Below are 13,750 nucleotides of genomic sequence, written 5' to 3'. Positions count from 1 at the left end.
CGTCGTCAGGCCGGGCGACAGGGTCAGGCGGCGCCGAAGATCAGCCGCTGGCGTCGCCGGTGGCCGCCGCGCATCAGCGCGAGCAGCACCACGAGCACCGGTCCCGCGAGCTTGCGCAGCTTCGCCATCTCCGACGGCAGGGCGTACTGCTCGATCCGGGGCAGTTCGAAGGAGATCTTGCCGCCCTTCCTGGCCAGCTTCTCCACCGCGTTCCAGGCCGCGGGGGAGACCTGCCGCTCGATGATGGGGAAGATCACGCGCTCCTCCTCCTCGATGTGCTCGTCGAGCAGGTCGGCCAGCCGGGCCAGGGGCTTGGCCGCCTGGGCCGGGTCGGCCATCGCCGCGCGGACCTCGTCCAGGAGGGGGTCCAGCTCGGAGTGGTCGTCGCTCAGGTCGGTGAGGTCCACCTCCGGGCCCGCGGACCGTACGAGCAGGGGCCAGAGGGCCTCGTCCTCGACGCTGTGGTGGTGGTGGATGCCGGCACAGAGCTGGACGGTGAAGTCACGGATCGCCGCGGCGCGGCGCGCGTCGCAGGACTGCCGCCCCGCGGCGATCTCCTGAGTCACCTTGGCGAGGCGGCGGGCGTCGCCGCGCATGGCCCGGTGGGTGATGCGGAAGCCCAGCACGTTCGGGACATTCGGGGAAGTCATCGGATTCTCCTTGGTCGGTTTCCTGACCAAAGTGTGTGCTGGGCCCCTTGGTGTTCTTTAGGGCTGCGCTTAAGCAGGGCTGCGCTTAAGCGGACCCACCGCGACCGGCCCGCTGTGTGGCCCGCGACCTAGCCGCCCGCCGAGCACGCGGGAAGGCGAGACACCCGCGTGTCTTGGAGTGGAGGTTGAATCAGGCTTGCGTCGAAGCTCGCTCCACGAGTTCGGGACGGAAGACGACTTGGCGGAGTTCCTTCATTCCGCGGCCTGACGCCTCCTGGAGCAGGAGATCGACCGCCGTCTGACCGAGCAGAGCAGCCGGCTGCCTGATCGATGAGAACGGCACGATCGCCGTGGCAGCGAAATCGATGTCGTCGTATCCGATCAGTGCCATGTCCTCCGGCACCCGTAGCTTTCCTCGCAGCATAAGCGCCTGCAACAGCCCCATCGCCAGCAGATCGTTGGCGGCGAACACCGCGTCGGGGCGCTCCGCCGGGGTTCTCGCTTGCAGGGCCTCGCCGGCGGTACGACCCTCCAACACCGTCGGGCTCTCAGTCGGAACCACCTCGATCGCGGCGCCCGCGACCTCGGCGACAGCGCGGCGAGCACCCTCGAGACGATCGGAGACCTGCCGGATGCCGAGTGGCCCGCCCACGAAAGCGATCCGACGGCGGCCCCGCTCAAGCAAGTGCTGAGCGGCGAGGAACCCGCCGGCGACGTCGTCAACCGCCACCGAAGAGAAGCTGCGGGGAGGAGCCTGCCGGTCGACAAGCACGACCGGAGTACCGCGGCGGCGCAACCGCTCAAGCCTGGCGAGTTCCTCGTTGAGCGGTGTGATCAGCAAGCCGTGAACCCGCTGCTCCTCGAAGAGATCGAGATACGCCGCTTCCCGGGCGCTGTTCGCGCCGCTGTTGCCGAGCAGCACGGTCAGGCCTTCCGCGGCCGCACGCTCTTCGGCGCCACGGGCGACCTCGGTGAAGAAAGGGTTGCGCACGTCAAGTACCACCAACCCGATCGAACGACTTCTCCCGGCTCGCAACTGTCGAGCCGCGTCGTTCCGGACGAAGCCCAGTTCTTCGATCGCAGAGAGCACGCGTTCGACGGTCGCCGGGGCGACCTTGTCCGGGTGGTTCAGGACATTGGAGACGGTACCAACCGAGACTGACGCCGCGGCTGCGACATCGCGAACGCTCACCGTCATCAGTTCTCCCCTTGGCGCGTCAGCCTGGCTCCCGGCTTCTCGCTCGCGGCGAGCATCGCCGCGCACACGCATTCTGAAGGCGGCGACCTCTCGGATCGCCGAGGTACTCCGAGAACATAGCGCGTCGCGACTGGCGTGACTTGCTCGCACCCGGCCGTTGTAACTACGCTTTGAAACGATTCAATCGTACATCGCTCGCCTGCGACCGAGCCGAGACTCTCGGGCATGGGCGCGCTCGGCGACGATCGGCCCGACCGGGGCGCCCGGCACCTGACCGAGATCTTCCACCTCGAAGCCCAGTTCGCCGCGCTCGGCGGCGAACCCGACCGCGCATCCGACCGACAGAAAGAAGCGATCGTGACCACGCTCTCCCCAGACGTCCTGGCCGAGCTCGAACGGCAGGCCATCGAGTTGCCGAGCTGGGCGTTCGGCAACTCGGGCACCCGCTTCAAGGTCTTCTCGGCGCCGGGCACGCCGCGCGACCCGTACGAGAAGATCGCGGATGCCGCGCAGGTGCACGCGTACACGGCCCTCGCGCCGACCGTGGCCCTGCACATCCCGTGGGACAAGGTCGACTCCTACGACGACCTGCGCCGGCACGCCGAGGACCTCGGCGTCGCCCTCGGCACGATCAACTCGAACACTTTCCAGGACGACGACTACAAGTTCGGCGCCCTCACCCACGAGGACCCGCGGGTTCGGCGGAAGGCGATCGACCACCACTTCGCGTGCATCGACGTCATGCACGCCACCGGCGGCCGCGACCTGAAGATCTGGCTCGCCGAGGGCTCGAACTACCCGGGCCAGGCCGACCTGCGCGGCCGTCAAGATCGCCTGCACGAGTCGCTGAAGACGATCTACGACCGGCTCGGCGACGGGCAGCGCCTCGTGCTCGAGTACAAGTTCTTCGAGCCGGCGTTCTACCACACCGACGTGCCCGACTGGGGCACGAGCTACGCCCAGGTCGCCGCGCTCGGCGACAAGGCCATGGTCTGCCTCGACACCGGCCACCACGCGCCCGGCACCAACATCGAGTTCATCGTCATGCAGCTGCTGCGCCTCGGCAAGCTCGGCTCCTTCGACTTCAACTCGCGCTTCTACGCCGACGACGACCTCATCGTCGGCGCGGCCGACCCGTTCCAGCTGTTCCGCATCCTCTTCGAAGTCATCCGCGGCGGCGGCCTCAACCACCCCGACGTCGCGTTCATGCTCGACCAGTGCCACAACGTCGAGGACAAGATCCCCGGCCAGATCCGCTCGGTGCTCAACGTGCAGGAGATGACCGCGCGCGCCCTGCTCGTCGACCGCGAGGCCCTCGCCGCCGCCCAGCGTGGCTGCGACGTGCTCGAGGCGAACCGCGTCTTCATGGACGCGTTCCACACCGACGTTCGCCCGGCCCTCGCGGAGTGGCGCGAGTCGCGGGGCCTGCCCGCCGACCCGATGACGGCCTTCGCCGGGTCGGGCTACCTCGCCCGGACCGCCGATGAGCGCGTCGGCGGCACGCAGGCCGGCTGGGGCGCGTGAGCCCATCGAGGGAACAGACCACCATCCGCCACACCGAAGGATCCCGCTCATGACGAACCAGGCAGCCGCCGACCTCATCGCGCGGTCGAACCGCCTCGGCGCCGACCCGAAGAACACGAACTACGCCGGCGGCAACACGTCGGCGAAGGGCACCGAGACCGACCCGGTTACCGGCGAGCCCGTCGAACTGCTCTGGGTGAAGGGCTCGGGCGGCGACCTCGGCACGCTCACCGAGACCGGGCTCGCGGTGCTGCGCCTCGACCGGCTCCGCGACCTCGTGAAGGTGTACCCGGGCGTCGAGCGCGAGGACGAGATGGTCGCCGCGTTCGACCATTGCCTGTTCGGGCTGGGCGGGCCGCACGGCAGAGGCGGCGCCGCGCCGTCGATCGACACGGCCATGCACGGCCTCGTCGACGCCGCGCACGTCGACCACCTGCACCCGGATTCGGGCATCGCCATCGCGACCGCCGCCGCCGGCGAGGAGCTCACGAAGAGGATCTTCGGGGACCGGGTCGTATGGGTGCCATGGCGCCGCCCGGGCTTCCAGCTCGGCCTCGACATCGCGGAGATCAAGGCGAAGAACCCGCAGGCGGTCGGCTGCATCCTCGGCGGCCACGGCATCACCGCGTGGGGCGACACCTCCGAGGAGAGCGAGAGGAACTCGCTCTGGATCATCGACACCGCCGCGGCGTACCTCGCCGAGCACGGCAAGCCGGAGCCGTTCGGCGCGGTCGTGCCGGGCTACGAGCCGCTGCCCGAGGCCGAGCGGCGCGCGAGGGCCGCCGCGCTCGCGCCGACGATCCGCGGGCTCGCGTCGCACGACAGGCCGCAGCTCGGCCACTTCACCGACAGCGAGGTGGTGCTCGAGTTTCTCTCCCGCGAGAAGCTGCGGTCGCTCGCGGCGCTCGGCACGAGCTGCCCCGACCACTTCCTGCGCACGAAGGTGAAGCCGCTCGTGCTCGACCTACCGGCGTCGGCGAGCGTCGAGGAGAGCATCGCGCGCCTCAAGGAGCTGCACGAGCAGTACCGCGCCGACTATCGGGCGTACTACGACGCCTACGCGACCGAGGACTCTCCCGCGATCCGCGGCGCCGACCCGGCGATCGTGCTCGTGCCCGGCGTCGGCATGTTCTCGTTCGGCAGGGACAAGCAGACCGCGCGCGTCGCCGGCGAGTTCTACGTGAACGCGATCAACGTGATGCGCGGCGCCGAGGCGCTGTCGACCTATGCCCCCATCTCCGACGAGGAGAAGTTCCGCATCGAGTACTGGGCGCTCGAAGAGGCCAAGCTGCAGCGCATGCCGAAGCCCAAGACGCACGCGACGCGCATCGCGCTCGTGACCGGCGCGGCCTCCGGCATCGGCAAGGCCGTCGCCACCCGGCTCGCGGCCGAGGGCGCCTGCGTCGTCGTCGCCGACCTCGACCTCGAGAAGGCGCGGGCGGCGGCGTCCGAGCTCGGCGGCACGGATGTCGCGATCGGCGTGCAGGCGAACGTGACGGACGCCGCGCAGGTGCGGGCCGCGATCGACGAGGCGGTGCTTGCCTTCGGCGGCCTCGACCTCGTGGTGAACAACGCCGGCCTCTCGCTCTCGAAGCCGCTCCTCGAGACCACCGAGGCCGACTGGGACCTGCAGCACGATGTCATGGCCAAGGGCTCGTTCCTCGTGTCGAAGGCTGCCGCGCGGGTGCTCATCCAGCAGGGCCTCGGCGGCGACATCGTCTACATCTCCTCGAAGAATTCAGTGTTCGCCGGCCCGAACAACATCGCCTACTCGGCGACGAAGGCCGACCAGGCCCACCAGGTGCGACTGCTCGCGGTCGAGCTCGGCGAGCACGGCGTCAGGGTCAACGGCGTCAACCCCGACGGCGTCGTGCGCGGCTCGGGCATCTTCGCCTCGGGCTGGGGCGCCAACCGGGCGAAGACCTACGGCATCCCCGAGGAGGACCTCGGCAGGTTCTACGCCCAGCGCACGATCCTGAAGCGCGAGGTGCTGCCCGAGCACGTCGCGAACGCGGTGTTCGTGCTTACCGGCCCCGAACTCAGCCACACCACCGGCCTGCATGTCCCGGTCGACGCGGGGGTCGCCACCGCGTTCCTGCGATGACCGCCGGGGCGGTCGCCGCGGTCGACCTCGGGGCCACGAGCGGCCGGGTCGTCGTCGGGCACGTCGACCAGGCGGCCGGCACGCTCCGGCTCGACCACGTCGCGCGGTTCCCGAACATTCCCGTGCGCCTGGCGTCGGGCCTGCACTGGGATCTCACGGGCCTGTACCGCGACCTCACGCGCGGGCTCGCGGACGCGTTCCGCCGCGAGCCCGGCGTCGCGTCGATCGGCGTGGACTCCTGGGCCGTCGACTACGCGCTGCTGCGCGGCGGCCGCGTCCTCGGCGAGCCGTTCCACTACCGCGACGAACGCAACGAGGCCGCGGTCGAGGCAGTGCACGCGCGGGTGCCGTTCGCGGAGCTCTACCGCCGCAACGGCCTGCAGTTCCTGCCGTTCACCACCGTGTACCAGCTCGCGGCCGAGCGGACGGGTGGATGCCTCGGGCTCGCCGATTCACTCCTGCTCATCCCCGACCTCGTCGGCTTCCAGCTCACGGGCGCGAAGGTCGCCGAGCGCACCAACGCCTCGACGACCGGGCTGCTGGACGTCGAGACGGGCGGGTGGGACCGCGAGCTCGTCGAACGGCTCGGACTCGAAGCGTCCGTGCTGCCCCGCCTCGTCTCGCCGGGTACCTCGCTCGGCGGCCTGCGGCCCGGAGTCGCCGCCGAACTCGGCGCTCCCACCGGGATGCGGGTCGTGGCCGTCGGCTCGCACGACACGGCCTCGGCGGTCGTCGCCGTGCCGATGCGCCCCGAGTCCGCCGCCTACATCTCGTGCGGCACCTGGGGCCTCGTCGGCGTCGAGCTCGAGCGGCCGGTGACCACGGACGCCGCGCGCGAGGCGAACTTCACGAACGAGGGCGGCGTCGACGGCCGGGTGCGCTTCCTGCACAACGTCATGGGGCTCTGGCTGCTGTCGGAGTCGGTGCGCTGGTGGGAGCGCGACGGGTCGTCGATCGACCTGCCCGAGCTTCTCGCACAGGCGGCCGCGGTCACGACCGCGGTGCCCGTGTTCGACGCGAACGACCCGCGGTTTCTCGCCCCGGGCGACCTGCCGGGGCGCATCGCGGAGTGGTGCGCCGAGCGCGGGGTCGCCGCGCCGCGGAGCCGCGCGGAGTTCGCCCGATCGATCGTCGAGAGCCTGGCCGAGGCGTTCGCGAGAGCCGTGCGCACGGCGTCGGCCCTCTCGGGCGTCGGTGTCGAGACGATCCACATCGTGGGCGGCGGCGCGCTCAACGCCCTGCTCTGCCAGCGCACGGCCGACCGCTCGGGCCTCCCGGTGCTCGCGGGACCCGTGGAGGCGACGGCCATCGGCAACGTGCTCGTGCAGGCCCGCTCCGCGGGCTTCGCCGAGGGCGGCCTCGAGGCACTCCGCTCGCTCGTCGCCCGGGCCTTCAGCCCGACGCGCCATGATCCGGCCGGCTGAACGCCGGCCGCGAAGAAGAAGGACGAAACATGGTGCGACGCCCGCTGCCGAAGACGAGCTGTCGCTCGCCCGCGCCGGGCAGGCGAATGGTCCCGGTGGCCGATCTGACCACGCGTACCGCGTCAAGATACCGCCACGACGGCTCTGACCTGTGCCTTGACGGGGTCCGTTCCCGCAGGGAAGATCACGTTTTGTGCTAGTCCGGAACCCGGCAATTTGATCGAGGCAGCTGAGCTGGGCTGATTCTGTGTCGGCTTCTCTGTCGTGTCCTGCTGTTCGGTCGGGTGACGGGTCCGGGTTTGCTGATCCATGCCGGGCCGGGCAGCGCGGAAGGGAGCAGGCGATCGAGGCAGTGCGGAAGTTCCTGACCCGAATCGACCCCTGATCCACCCGCCTGGTTCCGGAACCTCGGCGGCCACCCACGACGCGGACGTCGTCCGCGGTACCCATCCCCACAGCAGGAAAGGACTTCGCGGTGTTTCTCGACGCGGCACAGTGGCAGGACAAGATCTTTATCGGCGGTTCGTGGCAGGCGGGCTCCGGCGGCAGCGCCGACGTGATCGAACCCGCGACGGGCGTTTCGCTCGGCCGGATCGGCCGGGCCGGCGTCGACGATCTGGCGCGGGCTGCCGAGAACGCCGCCGAGGCGCAGCGTGAGTGGGCCGCGACCCCGCATCCGGTCCGCGCCGCGGTGCTCCGGCGCGCCGGTCAGTTATGGGCCGAGCACGCCGACGACATCGCCTGGTGGAACATCCGTGAGGTCGGCGCCGTCCCCGGCATGGCGGGCTTCGCCGTGCACACCGCGGAACAGGAATGCTACGAGGCCGCCACGCTGCCCGGCCGCTCGTACGGAGAGGTGATCCCCAGCGAGCAGCCCCGGCTGTCCCTGGCGACCAGGGGACCGGTCGGCGTGGTGGGCGTGATCTCGCCGTTCAACGTGCCGATCATCCTGGGCATCCGCTCGGTGGCGCCGGCCCTGGCGCTGGGCAACGCGGTGATCCTCAAGCCGGACCCGCGTACCGCCGTCACGGGCGGCGTCACGATAGCGCGCATCTTCGAAGAGGCCGGGCTGCCGCCGGGTGTGCTGCAGATGCTGCCCGGCGGGGCCGACGTCGGCGAGGCACTGGTCACGCACCCCCTGGTACGGGTCATCTCCTTCACCGGCTCCACCCCTGTGGGTCGCCACATCGGCGAGCTGGCCGGCCGCCACCTCAAGCGAGCCCACTTGGAGCTCGGCGGCAACTCGGCCCTGATCGTGCTGGACGACGCCGACCTGGACGCCGCGGTCAACCTGGCCGCCTGGGGGGCGTTCTTCCACCAGGGGCAGATCTGCATGACCACCGGCCGCCACCTGGTCCACGAGCGGCTCTACGACGACTTCGTCGAGCGGCTGGCCGCCAAGGCCCGGCAGCTCACCGCCGGAGACCCGGCCGGCGGCCAGGCCGCCCTCGGCCCGATCATCGACGCCGGGCAGCTCGGCAAGATCCACAAGCTGGTCGTCGACAGCGTCGACCAGGGCGCGCGACTCGCCGCCGGCGGCACCTACGAGAACCTGTTCTACTCCGCCACCGTCCTGGCTGACGTCACCCCGGACACCCCGGCGTTCGCCCGGGAGATCTTCGGCCCGGTCGCCCCCGTCGCCCGCTTCTCCAGCCTCGATGAGGCCGTCAAGCTGGCCACCGCCACTGAGTACGGCCTGTCGCTGGGCATAGTCACACGCGACGCGATGAAGGGCTTGGAACTGGCGCAGCGGATCCCGACCGGCATCGTGCACATCAATGACCAGACGGTCAACGACGAGGCCAACGCCCCGTTCGGCGGCGTCGGCGCCTCCGGCACCGGCTCCCGCTTCGGTGGCGCCATGGCCAACATCGAGGCGTTCACCGAGACCCGCTGGATCACGATGCGCGGGCAGGCTCCCACCTACCCGTTCTGACCGGGCACCCCTTCGGCCCGCCGTGAGCAGAAAGGCAGACACCATGACCGACAACGCCACCGAGGTGAACGAGGCACCGGCCGGCCTCACCCTGGAGGAGAAGGCGTCGCTGACCAGCGGCGCGGACTTCTGGACGACCAAGGCGATCGAGCGGGCCGGCGTCCCGTCGATCATGATGACCGACGGCCCGCACGGCCTGCGCAAGCAGCGCGGCGGAAACGACCACCTCGGCATCGCCGACAGCGTGCCCGCGACGTGTTTCCCGCCCGCGGCCGGCCTCGGCTCGTCCTTCGACCCGGAGCTGGCGCGGCGCGTCGGGGAGGCGCTGGGCGTGGAGTCGGCCATCGGGGACGTCGCCGTGCTCCTCGGACCGGGCGTCAACATCAAGCGGTCGCCGCTGTGCGGCCGCAACTTCGAGTACTTCTCCGAGGACCCGATCGTGTCCGGCGTCATGGGTGCGGCGCTCGTACGCGGGATCCAGTCCACGGGCGCGGGCGCGTCGCTGAAGCACTTCGCCGCGAACAACCAGGAAACCGACCGCATGCGCGTCTCCAGCGACGTCGATCCGCGACCGCTGCGCGAGATCTACCTGCGCGGCTTCCAGCGGGTGGTCGAGGACGCGCGGCCCTGGACGGTCATGTGCGCCTACAACCGGATCAACGGCGTGTACGCCTCGGAGAACCCGTGGCTGCTGACGCGGGTGCTGCGCGAGGAGTGGGGCTTCACCGGCCTCGTCGTCTCCGACTGGGGGGCGGTCGCCGACCGCGTGGCGAGCCTGAAGGCCGGGCTCGACCTGGAGATGCCCTCAAGCGGAGGGCGCACCGACGCCCAGGTGGTCGCCGCGGTGCGGGACGGCGAGCTCGACGAGGACACACTCGACACCGCCGCCGCCCGGGTACTCGACCTCGTACGGAAGGCGCAGGCCCGCCCCGCGGTCGCCGGGCCGCTCGACGTGGAGGCGCACCACGCGCTTGCCCGCGAGGCCGCCGGCCGATCGATCGTGCTGCTGAAGAACGACGGCGTGCTGCCCCTCGCCCGGGACACCCGCGTGGCCGTGATCGGCGCGTTCGCGGCGCGACCGCGCTACCAGGGCGCCGGATCGAGCCTGATCAACCCGACGCGGCTCGACACCGCGATCGACGAGATCCGCGCGCTGTCGGCGGGCGAGGTGACGTACGCGGAGGGCTTCACGCTCGACGGCACGGGCGACGCCGCCGCGCTGCGGGACGAAGCCGTCGCCGCGGCCTCCTCGGCCGAGGTCGCCGTCGTCTTCCTCGGTCTGCCGGCGGCGGAGGAGTCCGAGGGGTACGACCGCGACCACATCGATCTGCCCGCCGCGCAGCTCCGCCTGCTCGACGCTGTCGTCGCGGCCAACCCGCGCACCGTCGTCGTGCTGTCCAACGGCGGTGTGGTTGCGCTGCCGTTCCGCGACCGGGTGCCCGCGATCCTTGAGGGCTGGCTCCTCGGCCAGGCCGGTGGCGGGGCCACCGCCGACGTGCTGTTCGGCGTCGTCAACCCCTCCGGCAAGCTGACCGAGACCATCCCGCTGCGCCTGGCGGACACCCCGTCGTACGGCAACTTCCCCGGCGAGTCCGGCCACGTGCGCTACGGAGAGGGACTGCTCGTGGGCTACCGCTGGTACGACGCGAGATCGGTCGAGGTCGCCTATCCGTTCGGCCACGGCCTGTCGTACACGACGTTCCGCTACGGCGACGCCTCGGTCTCCGTCCGGGCCGGCGGCGATATCGCCGTCACCGTGCCCGTCACGAACACGGGCCAGGTCACGGGCCGGGAGGTCGTGCAGGTGTACACCTCCCTGCCCGGCTCGGCGGTCCAGCGGGCTCCCCGGGAGCTCAAGGCATTCGCCTCGGTCGCGCTGGAGCCGGGCGAGACGGCGGTCGCCGAGCTGGTGGTGTGCCGCGCCGACCTCGCGTACTGGGACGTCCGCGTGGACCGCTGGGTCGTCGAGGGCGGCGAGTACGTCGTCGAGGTCGCCGCGTCCAGCCGCGACGTGCGCTCGGCCGTCACCGTGGCCGTCACCGGCGACGACGTGCGCCTGCCGCTCACCATGGACTCCTCGATCGGCGAGCTGCTCGCCCACCCGGTCGCCGGCCCGATCGTACGGCAGGCGATGTCCGGCATGAACGGGGCCGGCGCGTCGACGATGGCCAATGACGAGGGCCTGCGGAAGATACTCGGCTCGTTCCCGATCGGCCGGCTCACGGCCTTCCCTGGCGCGCCCGTGTCGCGGGAGCAGATCGAGGGGCTCATCGCGATCGCGAACGCGCAGGGCTGACCGCCGCCCGTCTCATGGCAAGCGGTACTGACCGCCGCCCACCGCCCCGGGCCGGGACATTCCGGGGTCACGCTCACGGGCCGGGCCGGGCGGGGCGGGCCGCCGTCACGGTAGCCAGGTCTCGTGCAGGTGTAGCCACGTGGCGGCCTGGAGGATCACCGTGGACTGCCGGGTCCGATCCGGCTGGACCTCCTGGTAGGTGGCCACGAGGAGGGAGCCGTCGGAGGCGACGATCCGCACATGGCGGATCTCGACGGTCAGCCCCGGTGCCCTGCCGTAGAGTGCCTCGACCTCGGCGAGGACCTGGTCGCGGGAGAGCGTCTGGCCGTCGGGGGTGATGAGCGTGAAGCCGGGGGCGTGGGCGTCGGCGAAGCGGGCGAACTCCTCCCGCGTGGCGGCGCCGGTCAGCCAGCGTTCGATGACCTCGTGGTGGCGGACGATCTCCGCCTCGGCGCCGTTCACCGGGTCGCCCAGGGCCGGGCGGCGATCCAGGCGCGTAGCGGCGTCAGCCGTAGGCCCAGCAGATCGGCCACTGCGGGGTCGGCCGCGAACAGGTCGCGGTCGGCGGCGGCCCAGCGGTAGGTGGCCGCCACCACGGCGGCCAGCGGCGCGCCCAGCGCCATCGCCAGGCCCGACTCGAACTCGGCCAGATCCTGCGCGGAGTAGCGGGCGCCGAAGGCGGCCGCCAGCTCGTCGCCGGTCACCACGTCGGGCCCGCCGAGCTTCAGCATGGCGCCCTCCAGATCGTCACGCACGAGCGCGGCGTGCGTGGCGGCGCCCAGGTCGTCGTGCGAAAGCCAGGGCACCGGCAGGTCGGCGGGCAGCGGGTAGCGCAGCACGCCCTCGGCCGCCAGCGGACCTGCCACCCACGACGCGGCCAGGTTGTCCAGGTAGACCGGCGGGCACAGCACCACGACCGGCAGACCGGCCGACTGCAGCGTCCGCACCGCCCACCGGCGCGTCTCGAAGGCCGCCACCTGCGTGGTGGCCTCGGGCAGCCGGTTGGCGGTGTTGAACACCAGCCGCCGCACCCCGGCCGCCAGCGCGGAGTCGCGCACATGGTGGATGTAAGCGGCCACCGTGTCCGGCTCGTAGACCAGGGGCAGCGTCACCGCGGCGTGCGTCACCCCGGCGAAGGCCGCCTTCACCGCCCCGGCGTCGCCGAGGTCGCCGGCGACCGGCTCCACTCCGTGCGGAACTCGGCCGCTCCTGGTCAGGCCGCGCACCGTGTGTCCCTCGGCGACGAGCCGCCGCGCGACCGCGCCGCCCTGGGCGCCTGCCGCGCCGATCACAAGAAAGGTCATGCCGGACAGCCTCGACCGAATCCGCGATACGCTCGATAAAGTGAAATATCGGGCTATTTAAGGATCGTCCGGTGGATGGTGATCTGCTGAGCGCTCTATTGGCCCCGCTGCGGCTGGAGGGGGTCTTCCACAGCCGCTGGCAGGCTGGGTCGCCCTGGGGCATCGCGGGCGAGGGCGAGGACTGCGCGCTGTTGCACTATGTGCACGAGGGCACCTGTGCCGTCGAGTTGCCCGGCGTCGAGCCTGTCCTGCTGCGCGCCGGGGACCTGGCCGTCTTCCCGCACGGCAGCGCCCACCGGCTGGGCGACCGGCCGGGGCGCCCCGCCGTGCCGCTCGCCACTGTGCTACCCGAGCGGCCGCCGGGCGGCGTGAGCACCGTCGAGCTCGGCGGGCCCGGCGAGCAGACCGTCCTGCTCTGCGGCGGGCTCCACTACGACCGGGCCGCCGTCTCGCCGATCTACCGGGCGCTGCCGCCCATCCTGGTGCTCGACCAGGCCACGCTGGAAGGTCACGGGCTGCTCGGCGGCACCCTCGGGCGACTGGCGGGTGAGTGGGACCTGGCCGAACCCGGCGCGACGCTGGTCGCCCTGCGCGCCTTCGAGCTGGTTTTCGTGCTGGCGCTGCGGGCCGCGGTGGGCGAGCTGGCCGAGGGCTCGCCGGTCCTGCGGGCGTTGCGTCACCCGGCTATCGGGACGGCGCTGCACGCCGTACAGACGAGGTTCGCCGAGTCCTGGACGGTGGAGTCACTGGCAGCCCAGGCCGGGATGTCGCGCTCGGCGTTCGCGGCGACCTTCCGCGAGCTGGTCGGCGAGGCGCCGATCCGGCACCTGACCGCCCGCCGCATGCAGGAGGCCGCACGCCTGCTGAGCGAGACCATGCTCGCCCACAGCCGGATCAGCGAGCGCGTCGGCTACCACTCGACGGTCGGCTTCCACCTGGCCTTCCGCCAGTGGTACGGGACCACCCCCGGCGACTACCGCCGCCGCTGGGCTCAGGACACCGCACTCAGAACAGTGGACGGGATGCGGGGAGCGTGATGCGGTCGCCGACCTCGCGACGGGCCTTCGGAAGCTCGGCCACATCAGCAGAGGTGACCTCTAGGGCCTGTGCGGAGTTCGGATCTTCAGGCAGGCCGGAGGCTTCGGATCCACAAGATGGCTCCGCGTAGATGAAGGCCGGCCAGATAGCTTTCGGGGGTCTTGTCGAAGCGGAACGCCAGCCCACGCCACTCCTTGATCCGATTGATACAGCGCTCAACCGTGTTGCGCTCCTTGTAGAGATCCGCGTCGTGGCTGACTGGGCGGCCGCCACGCG

11 protein-coding genes are annotated in these 13,750 nt (G+C 71.4%); 6 read left to right on the top strand and 5 right to left on the bottom strand.

Annotated elements, in window-relative coordinates; all coding sequences use genetic code 11:
* Positions 1-23: 23 nt before the first annotated feature.
* Both AWQ71_RS24725 and AWQ71_RS24720 read right to left on the bottom strand, forming a co-directional pair.
* Complete coding sequence (locus AWQ71_RS24725) at positions 24-650, bottom strand: hemerythrin domain-containing protein (RefSeq protein WP_067137222.1); 627 nt, start codon at positions 648-650, stop codon at positions 24-26.
* A gap of 190 nt (positions 651-840) precedes the next feature.
* Positions 841-1,848, bottom strand: coding sequence for a LacI family DNA-binding transcriptional regulator (locus AWQ71_RS24720; protein ID WP_067137219.1), 1,008 nt, complete (start codon positions 1,846-1,848; stop codon positions 841-843).
* 225 nt (positions 1,849-2,073) lie between these two features.
* On the opposite strand from AWQ71_RS24720, the gene rhaI reads away from it, so the two are divergent.
* The 5 genes from rhaI (at position 2,074) to AWQ71_RS24695 (ending at position 11,132) form a co-directional block, all read left to right on the top strand.
* Positions 2,074-3,372, top strand: coding sequence for an L-rhamnose isomerase (gene rhaI, locus AWQ71_RS24715; protein WP_218001948.1), 1,299 nt, complete (start codon positions 2,074-2,076; stop codon positions 3,370-3,372).
* Positions 3,373-3,421: 49 nt separating this feature from the next.
* Positions 3,422-5,476, top strand: a complete 2,055-nt coding sequence (locus tag AWQ71_RS24710) for a bifunctional rhamnulose-1-phosphate aldolase/short-chain dehydrogenase (protein ID WP_067137218.1) — start codon at positions 3,422-3,424, stop codon at positions 5,474-5,476.
* Positions 5,473-6,900: a rhamnulokinase gene (locus tag AWQ71_RS24705; RefSeq protein WP_067137216.1), complete on the top strand. Its 1,428-nt coding sequence runs from the start codon at positions 5,473-5,475 to the stop codon at positions 6,898-6,900. Before AWQ71_RS24710 ends, AWQ71_RS24705 begins: the two co-directional genes overlap by 4 nt.
* 475 nt (positions 6,901-7,375) lie before the next feature.
* The gene (locus AWQ71_RS24700) at positions 7,376-8,836 is read left to right on the top strand and encodes a benzaldehyde dehydrogenase (protein ID WP_067137214.1); all 1,461 of its coding nucleotides are present in this window, start codon (positions 7,376-7,378) and stop codon (positions 8,834-8,836) included.
* Between the two features lie 43 nt (positions 8,837-8,879).
* The gene (locus AWQ71_RS24695; RefSeq protein WP_067137212.1) at positions 8,880-11,132 is read left to right on the top strand and encodes a glycoside hydrolase family 3 C-terminal domain-containing protein; all 2,253 of its coding nucleotides are present in this window, start codon (positions 8,880-8,882) and stop codon (positions 11,130-11,132) included.
* Positions 11,133-11,237: 105 nt separating this feature from the next.
* Here AWQ71_RS24695 and AWQ71_RS24690 read toward each other — a convergent pair whose 3' ends face one another.
* Together AWQ71_RS24690 and AWQ71_RS24685 are read right to left on the bottom strand one after the other, a co-directional pair.
* Positions 11,238-11,594: a DUF4440 domain-containing protein gene (locus tag AWQ71_RS24690; RefSeq protein WP_067137210.1), complete on the bottom strand. Its 357-nt coding sequence runs from the start codon at positions 11,592-11,594 to the stop codon at positions 11,238-11,240.
* Positions 11,591-12,436, bottom strand: coding sequence for an SDR family oxidoreductase (locus AWQ71_RS24685; protein WP_067137209.1), 846 nt, complete (start codon positions 12,434-12,436; stop codon positions 11,591-11,593). Before AWQ71_RS24685 ends, AWQ71_RS24690 begins: the two co-directional genes overlap by 4 nt.
* Positions 12,437-12,507: 71 nt before the next feature.
* On the opposite strand from AWQ71_RS24685, the gene AWQ71_RS24680 reads away from it, so the two are divergent.
* On the top strand, positions 12,508-13,473 hold the full coding sequence (locus tag AWQ71_RS24680; RefSeq protein ID WP_157570541.1) for an AraC family transcriptional regulator: 966 nt from the start codon (positions 12,508-12,510) through the stop codon (positions 13,471-13,473).
* An 86-nt stretch (positions 13,474-13,559) separates the two neighbouring features.
* Here AWQ71_RS24680 and AWQ71_RS40495 read toward each other — a convergent pair.
* On the bottom strand, positions 13,560-13,750 hold a 191-nt coding region (locus AWQ71_RS40495), incomplete at its 5' end, for a transposase (protein ID WP_157570540.1).

The sequence above is a fragment of the Microtetraspora malaysiensis genome, from assembly GCF_001528665.1.
Lineage (GTDB): Bacteria > Actinomycetota > Actinomycetes > Streptosporangiales > Streptosporangiaceae > Microtetraspora_A > Microtetraspora_A malaysiensis.
This window is presented reverse-complemented; position numbering and strand designations above follow the sequence as displayed.

Excerpts from the sequence above, each read along its gene's own strand:
- AWQ71_RS24685 (WP_067137209.1), bottom strand. The coding sequence starts at position 12,436 with ATGACCTTTCTTGTGATCGGCGCGGCAGGCGCCCAGGGCGGCGCGGTC.
- AWQ71_RS24725 (WP_067137222.1), bottom strand. The coding sequence starts at position 650 with ATGACTTCCCCGAATGTCCCGAACGTGCTGGGCTTCCGCATCACCCAC.
- AWQ71_RS24720 (WP_067137219.1), bottom strand. The coding sequence starts at position 1,848 with ATGACGGTGAGCGTTCGCGATGTCGCAGCCGCGGCGTCAGTCTCGGTT.
- rhaI (WP_218001948.1), top strand. The coding sequence starts at position 2,074 with ATGGGCGCGCTCGGCGACGATCGGCCCGACCGGGGCGCCCGGCACCTG.
- AWQ71_RS24710 (WP_067137218.1), top strand. The coding sequence starts at position 3,422 with ATGACGAACCAGGCAGCCGCCGACCTCATCGCGCGGTCGAACCGCCTC.
- AWQ71_RS24705 (WP_067137216.1), top strand. The coding sequence starts at position 5,473 with ATGACCGCCGGGGCGGTCGCCGCGGTCGACCTCGGGGCCACGAGCGGC.
- AWQ71_RS24695 (WP_067137212.1), top strand. The coding sequence starts at position 8,880 with ATGACCGACAACGCCACCGAGGTGAACGAGGCACCGGCCGGCCTCACC.